The organism is Curtobacterium sp. BH-2-1-1 (assembly GCF_001806325.1).
Taxonomy (GTDB): Bacteria; Actinomycetota; Actinomycetes; order Actinomycetales; family Microbacteriaceae; genus Curtobacterium.
On sequence record NZ_CP017580.1, the window covers coordinates 3,476,045 to 3,493,386 of the forward strand.

The 17,342-nt window shown below is 70.9% G+C and carries 12 protein-coding genes; 7 read left to right on the forward strand and 5 right to left on the reverse strand.

Annotation, left to right across the window (positions count from 1 at the left end; genetic code table 11):
• Window position 1 precedes the first annotated feature (1 nt).
• The 3 genes from sucB to BJK06_RS16485 form a co-directional block, all read right to left on the reverse strand.
• Entirely contained in the window at window positions 2–1,516 is a 1,515-nt protein-coding gene (gene sucB, locus BJK06_RS16475) for a 2-oxoglutarate dehydrogenase, E2 component, dihydrolipoamide succinyltransferase (protein WP_070418791.1), read from the reverse strand.
• Window positions 1,517–1,565: 49 nt separating this feature from the next.
• Window positions 1,566–2,939 carry a dihydrolipoyl dehydrogenase gene (gene lpdA / locus BJK06_RS16480; protein ID WP_070418792.1) on the reverse strand — a complete coding sequence of 458 codons (1,374 nt, stop codon included), beginning with the start codon at window positions 2,937–2,939 and terminating at the stop codon, window positions 1,566–1,568.
• Between the two features lie 154 nt (window positions 2,940–3,093).
• On the reverse strand, window positions 3,094–4,572 hold the full coding sequence (locus tag BJK06_RS16485; RefSeq protein WP_070418793.1) for a leucyl aminopeptidase: 1,479 nt from the start codon (window positions 4,570–4,572) through the stop codon (window positions 3,094–3,096).
• A 76-nt stretch (window positions 4,573–4,648) separates the two neighbouring features.
• Here BJK06_RS16485 and BJK06_RS16490 point away from each other — a divergent pair, with 76 nt between their 5' ends.
• From BJK06_RS16490 to BJK06_RS16510, 5 genes are all read left to right on the forward strand, one after another.
• On the forward strand, window positions 4,649–5,581 hold the full coding sequence (locus tag BJK06_RS16490) for a proteasome assembly chaperone family protein (protein WP_070418794.1): 933 nt from the start codon (window positions 4,649–4,651) through the stop codon (window positions 5,579–5,581).
• Between the two features lie 145 nt (window positions 5,582–5,726).
• A complete protein-coding gene (locus tag BJK06_RS16495) occupies window positions 5,727–7,046 on the forward strand; it encodes a nitrate/nitrite transporter (protein WP_070418795.1) in 1,320 nt (439 codons plus the stop codon).
• A gap of 192 nt (window positions 7,047–7,238) precedes the next feature.
• The gene (locus tag BJK06_RS16500; RefSeq protein WP_070418796.1) at window positions 7,239–8,507 is read left to right on the forward strand and encodes an RNA polymerase sigma factor; all 1,269 of its coding nucleotides are present in this window, start codon (window positions 7,239–7,241) and stop codon (window positions 8,505–8,507) included.
• Between the two features lie 4 nt (window positions 8,508–8,511).
• Window positions 8,512–9,771 (forward strand): MurT ligase domain-containing protein, encoded by a 1,260-nt coding sequence (locus BJK06_RS16505; RefSeq protein ID WP_070418797.1) that lies wholly within the window; start codon window positions 8,512–8,514, stop codon window positions 9,769–9,771.
• A complete protein-coding gene (locus tag BJK06_RS16510) occupies window positions 9,768–10,541 on the forward strand; it encodes a type 1 glutamine amidotransferase (RefSeq protein ID WP_070418798.1) in 774 nt (257 codons plus the stop codon). Before BJK06_RS16505 ends, BJK06_RS16510 begins: the two co-directional genes overlap by 4 nt.
• A 79-nt stretch (window positions 10,542–10,620) precedes the next feature.
• Here the strand turns inward: BJK06_RS16510 and BJK06_RS16515 are convergent, their stop codons facing one another.
• On the reverse strand, window positions 10,621–10,845 hold the full coding sequence (locus BJK06_RS16515) for a hypothetical protein (RefSeq protein WP_070418799.1): 225 nt from the start codon (window positions 10,843–10,845) through the stop codon (window positions 10,621–10,623).
• Between the two features lie 167 nt (window positions 10,846–11,012).
• Here BJK06_RS16515 and BJK06_RS16520 point away from each other — a divergent pair, with 167 nt between their 5' ends.
• On the forward strand, window positions 11,013–13,130 hold the full coding sequence (locus tag BJK06_RS16520; RefSeq protein ID WP_070418800.1) for a type IIA DNA topoisomerase subunit B: 2,118 nt from the start codon (window positions 11,013–11,015) through the stop codon (window positions 13,128–13,130).
• 524 nt (window positions 13,131–13,654) lie between these two features.
• Here the strand turns inward: BJK06_RS16520 and BJK06_RS16525 are convergent.
• The gene (locus BJK06_RS16525) at window positions 13,655–16,141 is read right to left on the reverse strand and encodes a DNA topoisomerase (ATP-hydrolyzing) subunit A (RefSeq protein ID WP_070418801.1); all 2,487 of its coding nucleotides are present in this window, start codon (window positions 16,139–16,141) and stop codon (window positions 13,655–13,657) included.
• A gap of 26 nt (window positions 16,142–16,167) precedes the next feature.
• Between BJK06_RS16525 and BJK06_RS16530 the strand changes: the two genes are divergently transcribed.
• Entirely contained in the window at window positions 16,168–17,319 is a 1,152-nt protein-coding gene (locus BJK06_RS16530) for an alkaline phosphatase family protein (RefSeq protein ID WP_070418802.1), read from the forward strand.
• The last annotated feature ends 23 nt before the right edge of the window (window positions 17,320–17,342 follow it).

The window sequence follows — 17,342 nt, forward strand, 5'->3', positions numbered from 1 at the left end:
CTCAGTACCCGAGGTTCGGGCCGAAGTTGCCCTCCTCGAGGCGGTTCTTCACCGCGACGAGGTAGCGCGACGCGTCGGCGCCGTCGATGATCCGGTGGTCGTACGACAGCGCGAGGTAGACGAACGAACGGATCGCGATGGCCTCTTGCCCGTCGACCTTCACGACCGCCGGACGCTTCGTCACGATGCCCGTGCCGAGGATCGCCGACTGCGGCAGGAACACCACGGGGGTGTCGAACAGCGCGCCACGCGAACCGGTGTTCGTCAGCGTGAACGTGCCTCCCGCGAGCTCGTCCGGCTTGAGCTGGTTGTTGCGGGTGCGCTCGGCGAGGTCCGCGATCGACTGCGAGAACTGCGCCAGGTTGAGCGACGCCGCGTCCTTGATCACCGGGGTGAGCAGGCCGCGCTCGGTGTCCACCGCGATGGAGACGTTCTCGGTCTCCGGGTAGACGATCTCCTCGCCCTCGACGGTCGAGTTGATCTTCGGGTGCGCCTTGAGCGCCTCGGACGCCGCGAGGGCGAAGAACGGCATGAAGGAGAGCTTCGAACCGGTCTTCTCGAGGAACTCGGCCTTGTGCGCGTCACGGAACTGCGCGACCTTCGTCACGTCCACCTCGACGACGCTGGTGAGCTGCGCGGTCGAGGTCATCGACTGCACGGCGCGCTCGGCGACGACCTTGCGGAGGCGGGTCATCTTCTCGCGGGTGCCACGCAGCGGCGACACCTCGGCAACGAACGGACCGGCCGGGGCCGCAGCGGCGGAGCCACCGGCAGCCGGGGCCTTCGCAGCGGCTTCGGCAGCGGCGAGGACGTCTTCCTTGCGGATGCGTCCGCCGACGCCGGAGCCGGTGACGGTCGAGAGGTCGACACCCTGCTCGTTCGCGAGCTTGCGCACGAGCGGGGTGACGTAGCCGGAGGCCGAGGCGTCCTGCGTCGGGTTCGGCACCGAGGCGCTGGCGGCCGAGCCACCCGAGGCGGCAGCCGGAGCCGGAGCGGCGGCCGGAGCCGGGACCGCTGCCGGCGGGGCAGCGGCGGGCGGCGGGACCGGAGCGGCCTGCGGCACCGGAGCAGCGGCGGGCGGTGCCGCCGGGGCCTGCGGCGCGGCGGGCTGCGTCTGACCTGCGGGGGCCGGCTCGGGCTCGGTCGGCTCCGGGGCAGGGGTCTCGGACTCTTGCTCGGTGCTCGGAGCGGCCTCGGGCTCCTCGGCGTCGGCGGCGGCCTCGTTCGAGGGCTCGTCCGACTCGGTGGAGCCACCGTCGGAGGAACCACCGTCGGACGACCCGTCGCCGATCTTCACCAGCGCGGTGCCGACCTCGACGGTTTCGTCCTCCTGCACGAGGATCTCCTCCACGACGCCGGCGATCGGCGACGGGATCTCGGTGTCGACCTTGTCGGTCGAGACCTCGAGCAGCGGCTCGTCGACCTCGACCCGGTCACCGACGTTCTTCAGCCATCGGGTCACCGTGCCCTCGGTGACGCTCTCGCCGAGCGCCGGGAGGTTGACGGATTCGCTCATCGGGTGGACTCCTCTTCGCAGGGGTGGTTCGTGGTGGTGGTCATGGTGTTCACAGTGCGTGCAGCGGCTTCCCCGCGAGGTGCAGGAACGCCTCGCCGAGTGCCTCGTTCTGCGTCGGGTGCGCGTGGACGAGCGGCGCGACGTCCTCGGGGTAGGCCTCCCAGTTCACGGCGAGCTGTGCCTCGCCGATGAGCTCGCCGACCCGGGCGCCGATCATGCTGACGCCGACGACGGGGCCGTCGACCACACGGACGACCTTGACCGAACCGGACGTGCCGATGATGTGGCTCTTGCCGTTGCCGGCGAGGTTGTACTCGTACGAGTCCACCTTGTCGGCGCCGTACTGCTCTTCGGCCTTGGCCTGCGAGAGACCGACCGATGCGACCTCGGGGTCGGAGTACGTGATCTTCGGGATGTTCTTGTCCTCGATGATGACCGGGTTGAGCCCGGCGATCTCCTCGGCGACGAAGATGCCCTGCTGGAAGCCGCGGTGCGCGAGCTGCAGGCCCGGAACGATGTCGCCGACGGCGTACACGTTCGGGATGTTCGTGGCGAGGCGCTCGTTCGTCGTGACGAACCCGCGGTCCATCGCGACGCCGACCTCGTCGTAGCCGACGTTCTGCGTCACGGGGCCACGGCCGACCGCGACGAGCAGGATGTCGCCGTCGAAGGTCTTGCCGTCCTCGAGCGTGACGACCACGCCGTTCTCGTGCTGCTCGACGCCCTGGAACCGGACACCGAGCGAGAACTCGATGCCGCGCTTGCGGAACGCGCGCTCGAGCTGCTTCGACATCGACTCGTCCTCGGCCGGGACGAGGTGGGGGAGCGCCTCGACGATCGTCACCTCGGCACCGAAGGACTTCCAGACGCTGGCGAACTCGACGCCGATGACGCCACCACCGAGGATGACGACCTTGTTCGGCACGTAGTCCATGCGCAGGGCGGTCTCGGAGGTGATCACGCGACCACCGATCTCGAGGCCGGGGAGCGACTTCGAGTAGGAGCCGGTCGCGAGCACGATGTTCTTGCCGGTCACGGTCTGGTCGCCGACCTGCACGGTGTTCTGCGAGGTGAGGCGGCCCCAGCCCTCGACGACGGTGATCCCGCGTGCCTTGATGAGCCCCTGGAGGCCCTTGTACTTCGACGAGATGACGCCCTGCTGGTACTCGATGACCTTCGGGACCTCGACACCGGCGAACTCGGCGATGACGCCGTACTTCTCGGCGTCGCGCGTCGCGTCGGCGACCTCGGCTGCGTGCAGCAGCGCCTTCGTCGGGATGCAGCCGCGGTGCAGACACGTCCCCCCGAGCTTGTCTCCCTCGATGAGCGCGACGCTCATGCCGAGCTCGGCGGCCCGGAGCGCAGCGGCGTAGCCACCACTGCCGCCACCGAGGACCACGACGTCGTAAGTCTGTTCCGTCACCTGGTGCAACTCCCTCGTGCGTGTCGGGACCGATCGGGCCCCACTGGACACCGCGGCGGCGGCGTCCGACGGTCGGACCGCATGGTTCCGGTCCCGTCCCGTTGGTTTCCGGCGGGGGCGCGTCGAGCGCGCCGTCCCGCCGGAGTCAAACCTACTACTTGGCCTGGAGCTCTTCTGCGAGCGAGATGAGCGTCCGGACCATGGCGCCGGTCGCGCCCTTGCCGAGCCACCCGTAGCCGCCGCCCTTGTTCTCCGACGGACCGGCGATGTCGAGGTGCGCCCACGGGATGCCCTCGCCGACGAAGCGCTCGAGGAACTTGCCCGCGAGGAGCATGCCGCCCGCCGGGTTGCCGACGGTGGCGTTGACCATGTCGGCGACCTCGCTCGCGAGTCGGGCGTCGAGCTCCTCGGGGAGCGGCATCGGCCAGATCGGCTCCGCCACGGCCCCGGCGACCGCGCGGACCTGCGCGACGAGGTCGTCGCTGCCCATGAGTCCGGTGGTGCGGTCGCCGAGCGCGACGACCTGCGCCCCGGTCAGCGTCGCGACGTCGACGATGGCGTCGGGCTGCTCGAGCGACGCGGCGGCCATGCCGTCACCCAGGACGAGTCGGCCCTCGGCGTCGGTGTTCGTGACCTCGACGGTCTTGCCGTTCTTCAGCGTGAGGACGTCGCCGGGGCGCGTCGCCGAGCCGGAGGGCATGTTCTCCGCCAGGCACAGCCACGCCGTGACGCGGACGTCGAGTCCGAGACGCGCGGCGGCGACGGTCGCGGCGAGGACGGTGGCGGCACCCGTCATGTCGGTCTTCATGCCGAGCATGGAGGCAGCCGGCTTGAGCGAGAGACCACCCGAGTCGAACGTGATGCCCTTGCCGACGAGTGCGAGGTGCTTCGTCGCGGACTCCGGCGCGTACCGGACGACGACGAGCCGCGGCGGGCGCTCTGAGCCGCGACCGACACCGAGGATGCCGCCGAATCCCTGCTCCTCGAGCGCGGTCTCGTCGAGGACCTCGACGGTGAGGGGGAGCCCCTCGGCCTGCGCACGGGCGACGTCGGCGACGTCCGCCGGGCCGAGGTCACCGGCAGCGGTGTTGACGAGGTCGCGCACGAGCGTGGCGGCGTCGGCGACGATCGCCGGGCGGACGGTGGCGTCGGCCGCGGCGGAGGGTGCCAGCACGGTCACCTGCTGGTCCCCGCGGGCGGGACCGGTCGTGCCGGCGCCCTTGTGCCGGGTGAACGAGTAGGCGCCGAGCGCGGCACCCTCGAGCGCGGCGTCGACGAGCTCGGTCGTGTCGGTCGGTAGCGCGAGGACGATCGACGACGCGAGGGGGAGCTGGCGGACCGCGCTGCCGGCGGCCGAGCGGAGTGCCGCTGCATCGGTGCCGGAGCCGAGCCCGATGAGCGCGATGCCCTGCGCGTCGACACCGACGGCGGGGATGCGCACGAGCTGGTCCTTCGCACCGGTCGCACCGATGGCGGCGAGGTCGATGCCGTCGAGCGCGGAGAACGGCGTCGTGGCGGGCGTCGCGATGGTCGCGGGAGCGCCGTCGGAACCGGGCCGGACACCGAGCACGAGGACGTCGGCGGAGATCGAGGCGGGAGCGGAGGAGTCAGTGGAGAGCGTCGGTCGGACCATGCCCCAACCCTATCCAGCAGGTGTTCGCTGTCGGCGTGGTCGCCCGGCACCGGGGGACACCGGCTCCCCGCCTAGCATGGGGACGGTGAACCACCCCGAGGAGCTCTACACCTTCGCCGAGGACGCGCCGTCCGTCCCCGAGGGGCTGCACCTGGTCGCCGGACTCACCGGGTTCGCCGACGCCGGCTCGGCCGTGGCGCAGGTGACGACCGCCGTCCTGGACGACCTCGAGACGGAGCTCGTCGCCGAGTTCGACCCGGACGTCCTGCTCGACTGGCGTGCACGCCGCCCGGTGATCACCTTCGAGCACGACCACATCGCCGCCGTCGAGCCCCCGCGGCTCCGGCTGCACCTCGTGCGCGACGAGATCGGCCAGCCGTTCCTCTTCCTCTCCGGGTACGAGCCGGACTTCCAGTGGAACCGGTTCGTCCGCGCGGTCACCGACCTCGCCGCCCAGCTCCGGGTCGCCGACACCACCTGGGTCCAGTCGATCCCGATGCCCGTCCCGCACACGCGCCCGATCAGCCTCACCGTCTCCGGCACGCGCGCCGACCTCGTCGAGCAGATGAGCGTCTGGAAGCCCGAGACCCAGGCGCCCGCGAACGTCCTGCACCTCGTCGAGCACCGGCTGTCCGAGCTCGGCGAACAGGTCACCGGACTCGTCCTGCTCGTCCCGCACTACCTGTCCGACACCGAGTTCCCCGACGCTGCCGTCGCCGCGCTCTCCGGCATCTCCGCCGCCACCGGCCTCATCTTCCCCTCCGACGAGCTGCGCGAAGAGGGACGCGAGTTCCGCACCCGCGTCGACGAGCAGGTCGCCGGCAACGAGGAGCTGCAGCGTCTGGTCGGGGTGCTCGAGGAACGGCACGACACCTACATGGAGGGCAACCCGATCGCGTCGCCGCTCACCGGCGTCGACGGGCAGGTCCCCACTGCGGACGCGATCGCCGCGGAGCTGGAACGCTTCCTGGCGGACCGCCGCACCGACGGCGACGCGAGCGGCGACTAGCCGTACCGACCAGCCGCACCGACGTGGCGGAGGCGGGTCGCGCCTCCTGGACCGTCGGACGGGAGGCGCGACACCCGTCCGCCGCGCTCGTCACGTTCTCCACAGCCCGTCCTGGCGGCGGTGCCGCCCCCGCTAGCCTGGTCACGTGAACTCCCGCCGCGCCTTCCTCGTGTGGGGCGTCGCGGTGCTGGCGTACGTCCTCGCGGTCGTGCAGCGGTCCTCGCTCGGGGTCTCCGGCGTCGACGCGCAGGACCGCTTCGCGGTGTCGGCGGCGGTGCTGTCGACGCTCGCGGTGGTGCAGATCGCCGTCTACGCCGGACTCCAGATCCCGGTGGGGATCGCCCTCGACCGCGTCGGGCCGCGCCGACTCGTGCTGCTGGGGGCCGCGCTGCTCGTCGCCGGCCAGGCCGTGGTGGCGGTGTCGCCCACCATCGGGCCGGCGATCGCGGGGCGTGTCCTCGTCGGCGCCGGGGACGCGATGACCTTCATCTCCGTGATCCGCCTCGTGCCGATGTGGTTCAGCGGGCCGATCCTGCCGCAGATCTCGCAGTGGACCGGCAACCTCGGCCAGGTCGGGCAGATCCTGTCGGCGTTCCCCTTCGCCGTGCTGCTGCACACCGCCGGGTGGTCGCCGGCGTTCGGCGTCGCCGCGGCTGCGAGCGCCGTCGGGCTCGTGCTGGCGTTCGTCTTCGTCCGGAACGGCCCCGTGCCGGTGCGCACCGACACGATCCCGCTGCCGCACACCTGGCGGGGCGCGTTCCACACCTTCGGGCACGCACTGCGGCGTCCCGGTACCCAGCTCGGCTTCTGGTCCCACTACGTCACGCAGTCCTCCGGAACGGTCTTCTCGCTGCTCTGGGGCGTCCCGATGCTGCGCGGGCTGGGGTACTCCCCGTCCGAGGCGGCCGGCTTCCTCACCGTGATCGTCGTCACCGGGTTCGTCGTCGGGCCGGTGCTCGGCGTGCTCTGCGCCCGGTTCCCGCTGCGGCGGTCGAACCTGGTGCTCGGGATCGTCGTCGCCCTCGCGGTGGTGTGGACCGCCGTGCTCGTGTGGCCCGGACAGCCGCCCACCTGGTTGCTCGTCGTGCTCGTCGTCGTGATGGGGATCGGCGGTCCGGGCTCGCTCATCGGGTTCGACTTCGCGCGGTCCTTCAACCCGGTCGGCTCCCTCGGGTCGGCGAACGGCGTGGTCAACGTCGGCGGGTTCCTCGCCGCGTTCGTGATGATGTTCCTGATCGGCACGATCCTCGACCTCGCGTCGTCGGCGTCGGGGCAGACCGTGTTCGCGTGGACGAACTTCCGGCTGGCCCTCACCGTGCAGTACGTCGTGGTCGGGATCGGCGTCGTGATGCTGCTGCATGCCCGTCGTCGCACGCGCCGGGTGCTGCACGCCCAGGACGGAATACGGGTGGGGCCGCTCTGGGTTGCACTCGTTGCGCGCCTGCGGAAGCGGAGCGTGCAATAATGAACGCGGACCCGTTCGGGCCTCCTGTGTCTCGGAGCACTCCAGTGCGCCGCAGAAACCGGGGGACTTGACATGGGTCCTAGTGCTGCCCGGAACGGTAGGACCTGATGACGCGGGAGACCGCGGCGCAGGCCCTGGGCGGCGAGGGAGGCCACGACCCCACGAACGTGGCACGACGAGAGAGGTGATCGCATGGCTGCCCGGAGCACGACGATCGATCCCACGAAGGACACCGAGCCCGAGGGCACCGCAGCAGAGAGCGCTGCTGAAGCCGAGGGGACGGCCGCGCCGAAGAAGCGCGCCACCAAGACCACCGCCAAGAAGGCCGCCCCGAAGAAGGCCGCCCCGAAGGCGAAGAAGAAGGCCGACGACGACGAGGACATCGACGAGGAGACCCCGGTCGCCGAGGCCGACGCGACCGACGACGCCGACACCGAGACCGACGAGAAGGACACCAAGCCGGACGCCGCAGCAGCGGTCGCCGCGGGTGCGCTCGTCATCTCGCAGTCCGACGACGACGAGGCGCCGGTCTACTCCACGACGATCACCGGTGCCACCGCCGACCCGGTGAAGGACTACCTCAAGCAGATCGGCAAGGTCGCCCTCCTCAACGCCGAGCAGGAGGTCGAGCTCGCGATGCGCATCGAGGCCGGCCTGTTCGCCGAGGACAAGCTGCAGCACTCGACCGGGCTCTCGAAGCCGGAAGAGCGCGAGCTGCGCTGGGTCGCCCGTGACGGTCAGCGCGCGAAGTCGCACCTGCTCGGCGCGAACCTCCGCCTGGTCGTGTCGCTCGCCAAGCGCTACACCGGCCGCGGCATGCAGTTCCTCGACCTCATCCAGGAAGGCAACCTGGGCCTGATCCGTGCGGTCGAGAAGTTCGACTACACCAAGGGCTTCAAGTTCTCGACCTACGCCACCTGGTGGATCCGTCAGGCGATCACCCGTGCCATGGCCGACCAGGCCCGCACGATCCGCATCCCGGTCCACATGGTCGAGGTCATCAACAAGCTGGCCCGCGTCCAGCGCCAGATGCTGCAGGACCTCGGTCGCGAACCCACTCCGGAAGAGCTCGCCCGCGAGCTCGACATGACCCCGGAGAAGGTCGTCGAGGTGCAGAAGTACGGCCGCGAGCCCATCTCGCTCCACACCCCGCTGGGTGAGGACGGCGACTCGGAGTTCGGCGACCTGATCGAGGACACCGAGGCGGTCGTCCCGGCCGACGCGGTCGGGTTCACGATGCTGCAGAAGCAGCTCGAGAGCCTGCTCGACTCCCTCTCCGAGCGTGAGGCGGGCGTCATCCGCATGCGCTTCGGTCTCGGGGACGGCCAGCCGAAGACCCTCGACCAGATCGGTGACACGTTCGGCGTGACGCGTGAGCGCATCCGTCAGATCGAGTCCAAGACGATGGCGAAGCTCCGCCACCCGTCGCGGTCGCAGTCGCTGCGCGACTACCTCGAGTAGGCCGATGCGCTTCGTCATCCCGATCCTCGTCGGGCGGATCCTCCGCGCCCTCGCACGTGCGCGGGGCGGGGGGTCCGCCTACCCCGGGTACATCGTGCTCAAGCTGGTGCCGAACTTCCTCCAGCACGTCACCGCGCAGTTCCCGAACGGCGTCGTCTTCGTGCTCGGTTCGAACGGCAAGTCGACGACGACCCACATGATCTCCGACATCGTGCGGGCGCACGGGCTGCGGGTCTTCACGAACCCGTCCGGGGCGAACCTGCCGCAGGGCATCGCCTCGGCGCTGCTGTCCGAGGTGTCGCTGACCGGCAAGCTCAAGGCGGACATCGGCATCCTCGAGGTGGACGAGGCCTTCGCGGTCGAGCTCGCCGGGATCCTGTCGCCGTCCACCGTGACGATGCTCAACGTCCAGGTCGACCAGCTCTACCGGTTCTTCGAGACCGAACGCGTCGCGACGATGATGCTCGACACCGCGGCCCTGTCGACCGCGAACGTCATCACCAACCGTGACGACCAGTTCCTCGACGCGTACGTCGGCACCGACGGCCAGCGCGTGCTGCGCTTCGGTGCCAGCGCCGAGGTCGTCGCCGCCGCACCGAACGGCCTGCAGAACGCCGACGACTTCGACCGGCAGGACGCCGTGCCGAACGTCGCCGACGCCGAGGTCGTGGTGAACACCGGCGACGGTGCGACCATCCGCTTCGACGGTGCCGAGATCCCCGTCCGCCTGCCGGCTCGCGGGCTGCACTACGCCGTCGACGCGGCAGCGGCCACCGCCACGGCGAGTGCCGCACTCGGTGCGCAGTTCCGCGCCGACGCCGTGACGACGGCCTTCGGCACGATGAAGCCGGCGTACGGACGCGGTGAGCGACTCCCCATCGCGGGCGAGTCCGCCGAGTTCACGATGTTCAAGAACGCCGCGAGCCTCCAGCTCAACCTCGACGCCCTGCCGGACCACCCGGAACAGGTGCTCATGGCGATCGACGAGGGCACGCCGGACATCTCCTGGATCTACGACATCGACTTCTCGAAGCTCGACCACGTCGACGTCGTCTCCGGCGACAAGGCCTGGCAGATCGCGATCGCCCTCGAGCACGCCGGCGTCCGCATCGGCCGGGTCGAGCCCGACGTCGAGGCCGCGATCAAGCAGATGGAGCAGCTCGGTTCGACGACCTCCGGGACGAAGAACTTCATCGTCAACTACGAGATCATGATGATCGCCCGCAAGGCCCTCGGCCACCCGGACATGGAGAAGACCGCATGACGGCCGACCGGCTGACCATCCTGCACGTCTACCCCCGCCAGATGGGCGTCTCGGGCGACCGCGGCAACGTGGCGGCCCTGGTCCGTCGTGCCGCAGCCGCGGAAATCGCCACCGAGGTGCTCGAGTACGCGCCGGGTGACGAGCTCCCCGCCTCGGCGGACGTCGTCGTGATCGGCAACGGACCGCTCAGCGCGATGCGGTCGCTCGGTGACGACATCGCACGCATCGGTGCGCCGCTCCGCGAGTTCGCCGCTGCCGGGGTGCCGGCCGTTGCCGTCGGCGGCGGGTTCGACCTCGCCACGACCGAGGTCGTGCCGACGGACGGTGCTCCCGTCACCGGCTTCGGGGTCTTCGACGCGCGTGCCGTCCGCGGTGCCGAGCGTCGGGTGAACTACTTCGTGCTCGAGACCGCGTACCCGCTGCTCCCCGGAGCCCCGACGCGCCTCGCCGGCTTCGAGGACCACGCGACGCGCATCGAGCTCGGTGCCGGTGTCCGGCCGTTCGCCGACGTCGTCTCCGGCGGCGGCAACCAGGCGGGCGCCCCGGTCGAGGGCGCGATCGTCGGCAACTCCTTCGGCACGCACACGCAGGGGCCGATCCTGCCGCTCAACCCGCAGCTGACCGACGGCGTCCTCGCCGCGGCCACCGCTCGGCTCGGCCGCGAGTACGCACCGGACCCGGAGCGCACCGCGTCGATCGACCGCTACGCGCGCGAAGCTCGGGCGACCGTCGACCGCTACGTCGACAAGGCGTTCAAGCGGATCGCTTGACGCGACCGCAGACAGACAGGAGGCGCGGTGCCAGCTGGCACCGCGCCTCCTGTCTGTTCAGCGCTCGCGTCTGTGCGCGCTACTTCGACTCGTAGAGTCGGCTGCTCTCGTCGTGCCACTCGATGGCGGTCGCCGCGAGCTTGTCCTTGAACTCGGCGCCGTGGTGCGCACAGAAGTACAGCTCACCGCTGGCCATGGTGGCCCGGATGTACGCCTGCGCGCCGCAGCTGTCGCAACGGTCGGCAGCGGTGAGCTGGTGGCTGCTGACTTCGTCGATGGAGAGGTCCTGCACGGTCTGGGTCATTGCTGTGCTCCTCACGGATCGCAGGTGGTGCGGCTTGGTCCACCTATTTCAACACGTGATGCCTGAGAGTGGCGCATTGTGATCGCCCGTTTCGCTCAGCGCGGATCGGCTGTCCCCAGTCCGAGTGTCCGCGCGGTGGTGTCGGTGCGGATCGCTAGCATCGGAAGGTGAGCTCCGACTACTCTGCACGCCATCTCTCCGTCCTCGAAGGGCTCGAGGCGGTCCGCAAGCGTCCGGGCATGTACATCGGGTCGACGGACTCCCGCGGGCTCATGCACTGCCTGTGGGAGATCATCGACAACTCCGTCGACGAAGCCCTCGCCGGGCACGGTGACGAGATCGGCGTGCTGCTGCACCCCGACGGTTCGGTCGAGGTCCGCGACACCGCTCGTGGCATCCCCGTCGACGTCGAGCCGAAGACCGGTCTGACCGGGGTCGAGGTGGTGTTCACGAAGCTCCACGCCGGTGGCAAGTTCGGCTCCGGGTCGTACGCCGCGTCCGGTGGGCTGCACGGTGTCGGTGCCTCGGTCGTGAACGCGCTGTCGGAGCGCCTCGACGTCGAGGTCGACCGCGGCGGCAAGACCTACGCGATGTCGTTCCACCGCGGTGAGCCGGGCACGTTCGCCGGCGACGGGCCGGACGCGCCGTTCACCCCCTTCACCTCCGGCAGCGAGTTGCGCGTCGCCGGCAAGGTGAAGAAGGGCGTGACCGGGTCCCGCGTGCGGTACTGGGCGGACCGGCAGATCTTCACCTCCGACGCGAAGTTCAGCACCAGCGACCTCGTCAGCCGGGCGCGCCAGACGGCCTTCCTCGTGCCAGGGCTCGGCATCACCATCACGGATGCGCGGCCCGCCTCGATCGAGGCAGCGGCCGCGCGGGCGGAGGCCACGGGCACTCCTGTCGAGCCCGGTCCGGTCGTCGAGCGCTTCCGGTACGAGGGCGGGATCGGTGAGTTCGTCGAGCACCTCGCCCTCGACTCCGCCGTCACCGACGTCTGGCGCATCCGGGGGACCGGCACCTTCACCGAGACCGTGCCGATGCTCGACGACAAGGGCCACATGGTGTCGACCTCGGTGTCGCGTGAATGCGAGGTCGACCTCGCGCTGCGATGGGGCAGCGGCTACGAGACGGTGTTCCGCAGCTTCGTCAACATCATCGCGACTCCGAAGGGCGGCACGCACCAGGCCGGCTTCGAGTCCGGCGTGGTCAAGGCCGTGCGCGCCCAGGTCGAGGCGAACGCCCGCAAGCTCAAGGTCGGGCAGGACAAGCTCGAGAAGGACGACGTGCTCGCCGGTATGACCGCGGTGCTCACCGTCCGCCTGCCCGAGCCGCAGTTCGAAGGTCAGACGAAGGAGGTCCTCGGCACCCCGGCGGTCCGGAAGATCGTCGACCAGGTCGTGTCGAAGCGCCTCACCGAGATCCTCACGTCGACGCAGCGCACCGAGAAGGCCCAGGCGGCGACCCTGCTCGAGAAGGTCGTCGCCGAGATGAAGACGCGCATCTCGGCCCGGGCGCACAAGGAGACCCAGCGCCGGAAGAACGCGCTCGAGAACTCCTCGCTGCCGACGAAGCTCGCCGACTGCCGCAAGCAGGACGCCGAGGGGACCGAACTCTTCATCGTCGAGGGCGACTCCGCGCTCGGCACCGCCAAGCTCGCGCGCAACAGCGAGTACCAGGCGCTGCTGCCGATCCGCGGCAAGATCCTCAACGTGCAGAAGGCGTCCGTGTCGGACATGCTCTCGAACGCCGAGTGCGCCTCGATCATCCAGGTCATCGGCGCCGGCTCCGGCCGGACGTTCGAGATCGACCAGGCCCGCTACGGCAAGGTCATCATCATGTCCGACGCCGACGTCGACGGCGCCCACATCCGGACGCTCCTGCTCACGCTGTTCTTCCGGTACATGCGGCCGATGATCGAGCAGGGTCGGGTGTTCGCCGCCGTGCCGCCGCTGCACCGGGTCGTCGTGGTGAACCGTGGCAAGGCGAACGACACGCTGTACACGTACTCCGAGGCCGAGCTGCAGGCCGTGCTGAAGAAGCTCGAGAAGCAGGGCAAGAAGTACCAGGAGCCGATCCAGCGGTACAAGGGTCTCGGCGAGATGGACGCCGACCAGCTGGCGGAGACCACGATGGACCGCACGCACCGGACGCTGCGCCGGGTGAACATCACCGATGCCGAGGGTGCTGCGAAGGTCTTCGAGCTGCTCATGGGCAACGACGTGGCGCCGCGCAAGGAGTTCATCCTCGCCGGCGAGGGCCTCGACCGCGACCGTATCGACGCGTAGGCCGCGCGCGGCGCCGCCGAGTCTCGCCTCAGCGGACAGTTTCGCGCCGCGGCTGCGCGAGTTCTGTCCGCGAGGCCGAGTCTCGGCGCCGCCGTGCGGCGCGACCTCACGCGCCTGGCGACACGTCGCGCGGCGCTGGCGCCGTGACGTGTCGCCAGCCGCGTGAGGTCGCAGCGCGGTCGGGTGGTCGGGGGCGGTGCTCGTCCCGATGGGTGGACGGGAGGCGCGGTGCGGGGCCGGCGCGCGCCTCCCGTCCGCGTGCTCACGCGCTGGGCGACAGTTCACGCGGCGAGGGCCCCGTGAACTGTCGCCTGGCGGGAAAAGCCGGGTGACCGGGCCGCGCGCGAGGGCGAGTCTCGGCTGGGCGGACGGTTTCGCGCCGCGGCGGCGCGAGAACTGTCCGCGGGGCCGAGTCTCGGCGTCCGCCGCGGCGCGGCCGCGTGCTCACGCGGTGGGCGACAGTTCACGCGGCGAGAGCCCCGTGAACTGTCGCCCAGCTCGAAAAGCCGCGCCGCGCCGCGCGCCTACGCCTCGCCGGCGGTGCCGTCGAGCGCCGCCGCACTCCCACCGATCGAGTCGATCACGGCGTCGAGCGGCGCCCCCGACCCGTCGCGCTTCGACAGCCAGTCCGGCAGCGTCCGGGCAGCGCCGTCCGACCCGACCGCGTGCGGGGGAGCGATGCCCGCCCACGCCACCGTCAGGCCGTCCTCGCCCTTGAGGAACGCGTGCGCCCGGACACCCTGGGTCGCACGGCCCTTCGCCGGGAACTCCGACAGGGCCGAGACCTTGGCGCGGCCGGTGTCGGTGCCGGGCAGGGCCGAGGACGACGCCGAGACGGTCGCGACCACGGCGTCGTCGGAGCGGGCGACAGACCCGAACCAGATCGCCGAGGCACCCGCTGCGAGGGCCACGCCGGCGACCCCACCGGCGGGGAGGCCCTGCGCACGGACGCCGGACGCCGGGAACCGCAGCAGCTGCGCGTTCGAGGTGATGAACACCAGGTCGTCCGACTCGGGCGCCTGGGCGGCACCGACGACCGCGTCGCCGGGCTTCAGCCCGATGGCGGGGAACTCGGGCTTGTCCGGCCAGGCTCCGGGCACGACGCGCTTCACGACGCCCTGCACGGTGCCGATGGCGAGCGAGTCCGACGAGGCGCCGGAGAGGTCGACGAGGGCGACCACGGTCTCGCCGCGGGCGATGCCGAGGAAGTCCGTCACGCGGACGCCGGCGTCGAGCCGGACCGCGGCTGGCGGCACGGCGGGGACGTCGACGGGGGAGAGCCGGATCACGCGCCCGGTCGAGGTGAGCGCCCCGACCTGCCCACGCACCGAACTGACGACCGACGAACGGACGGCGTCGTGCTTGGACCGCTTCGGCACCCGGACGATGCCGAGCTCGGACGTCGGGATGTCGACGCGGATGAGCCGCCCGGTGGTCGAGAGCAGCACGCGGCACGGGGAGTCGGCGATCTGCAGGGACTCCGGGTCGACCGCGGCCTTGCGACCACCCTTGACCGGGGCGTCGGCCTCGGTGAGCAGGGTCCGGCGCGGCGTCGCGAACCGGTCGGACACCTCGGTGAGCTCGAGCGCGACCTGGGCACGGAGCCGCTCGTCGGACGCGAGCAGTTCCTCGAGCGCGGCGATGTCGGCGAGCAGCTGGTCGCGCTCGCCCTCGAGCTCGAGGCGTGAGAACTTCGTCAGGCGCCGGAGCCGCAGTTCGAGGATGTACTCGGCCTGCACCTCGGACAGGTCGAACACCGTCTGCAGGCGGGAGCGCGCGGCCTCGGAGTCGTCCGAGGAGCGGATGACCTCGATGACCTCGTCGATGTCGAGGATCGCGATCAGCAACCCCTCGACCAGGTGCAGTCGCTCCTTCTTGCGTGCGAGACGGTACTGCGACCGACGTGTGACGACCGAGAGCCGGTGCTGCACGTAGACGTCGAGCAGCTCGCGCAGCCCGAGGGTCTTGGGCGATCCGCCGACCAGCGCGACGTTGTTGATGCCGAAGCCGTCCTCGAGCGGGGTGTGCTTGTACAGCTGTTCGAGCACGGCGGTCGGGTTGAAGCCGCTCTTGATGCCGATGACGAGCCGGAGCCCGTGGTTGCGGTCGGTCAGGTCGTTCACGTCGGAGATGCCGACGAGCTTCTTCGACTGGACGCCGTCCTTGATCTTCTCGATCACGCGTTCCGGGCCGACCAGGTACGGCAGCTCGGTGACCACGAGGCCGACCTTGCGCGGGGTGAGGTTCTCGACGCTCACCTTCGCGCGCGTCCGGAACGAGCCGCGACCGCTGGCGTAGGCGTCGCGCACGCCGGAGAGCCCGACGATGGTGCCGCCGGAGGGCAGGTCGGGGCCCGGCACGAACTCCATCAGCTCGTCGAGCGTCGCCTGCGGGTTCATGAGCAGGTGCTTCGCCGCCTCGACCACCTCGCCGAGGTTGTGCGGCGCCATGTTCGTCGCCATGCCGACCGCGATGCCCGACGCGCCGTTGACGAGCAGGTTCGGGAAGGCCGCGGGCAGCACGCCCGGCTGCATGATCTGGTTGTCGTAGTTCGGGACGAAGTCGACGACGTCCTCGCCCAGGCCCTCGGTCATGGCCATCGACGGCTCGGCGAGGCGGGCCTCGGTGTATCGGGCGGCCGCGGGACCGTCGTCGAGCGAGCCGAAGTTGCCGTGTCCGTCGACGAGCGGCACGCGCATCGTGAACGGCTGCGCCATGCGCACGAGGGCGTCGTAGATCGCGCCGTCGCCGTGCGGGTGCAGCTTGCCCATCACCTCGCCGGTGACGCGGGCGCTCTTCACGTGGCCGCGGTCGGGCCGGAGCCCCATCTCTGCCATCTGGTAGAGGATGCGCCGCTGCACGGGCTTCAGGCCGTCGCGTGCGTCGGGGAGTGCCCGTGAGTAGATGACGGAGTACGCGTACTCGAGGAAGGAGCCCTGCATCTCCTCGGAGACGTCGACGTCCTCGATGCGTTCACCGTCGGGCAGGCCGACTGCTTCCGTGCGTGCCATGGCACCCTTCTGCGAGACTGGGGGAGATGGGAACAAGCGTACCGACGGCCCCCGACGCCACCGCGAACCTCGCCGACGTCTTCCCGAGTTGCCTCGTCGCGCTCGGCGCTGCGGACGACGCCTGGTTGCGTTCCACCGGACTGGAGGCGCGGATCACCCTCCGCCCCGCCCGTTCCGCGATCGTCGTGCTGGTCGACGGCCTCGGTGCCGGCGCGCTGGCAGCGCGCGCCGGACACGCCCGCTGGCTCGCCGCGGGCAAGAAGCGACTGCGCAGCGGCTTCCCGACGACGACGGCGGCCGCACTGAGCACGCTGACGACCGGTCGGTCGCCCGGCACCCACGGCGTGGTCGGGTACAGCGGCTGGAACCCCGACACCGGCCGGGTGATGAACCTGCTGAGCGGCTGGGACGACGAGGTCCCGAAAGACTGGTTCCTCGCCCGCACGCTGTTCACCGAGGCGCCGGCACTCGGCGTCGACCCGGTGGTGGTCGGGCCCGCCCGGTACCGCTCCTCAGGGATGACCGCGAACGTCCTCGGCGGGGCGCGCTACGTCCCGGCCGACTCGATCCCGCAGCGCGTCGACGCCGCCCTCGCCGAGACCGCGACGGGTCGCTCGCTCGTGTACCTCTACGTCCCGGAGCTCGACTCGATCGGGCACAAGCACGGCTGGCAGTCCGACCGGTGGACCGCGGCGCTCGAACTCCTCGACGGCGAACTCGCTCGGCTCGAGGGCCGTGCCGCCGCCGACGTCGGGATCGTCGTGACGGCCGACCACGGCGTGCTCGACGTCCCCGATCACGCGAACATCGCGCTCGACCCGCTCCTGCTGACCGACGTCGTGGGGGTCGCCGGCGACCCGCGCTGCCGGCAGTTCACGGTCGCACCGGGCACCGACGTCCGCTCCCTCGTCGGGCAGTTCCGGGCGCGCTACGGCAAGAAGACGTACGTCGCGAGCCGTGACGAGGCGATCGCCGCCGGCTGGTTCGGCGCCGTCTCTGACGAGGTCGTCCCGCGCATCGGGGACGTCGTGCTCGTGGCACGGGGGTCCTGGGCGTTCAACGACGACCGGGCCCTGCGCGACGGCGAGTCACCGAAGCGCATGGTCGGCCAGCACGGTGCGATGACCGACGAGGAGACCATGGTGCCGCTGCGCCTCGCCGGGGCGTTCGCGCAGTAGCACGAGCCCGATGGCGCCCGGGG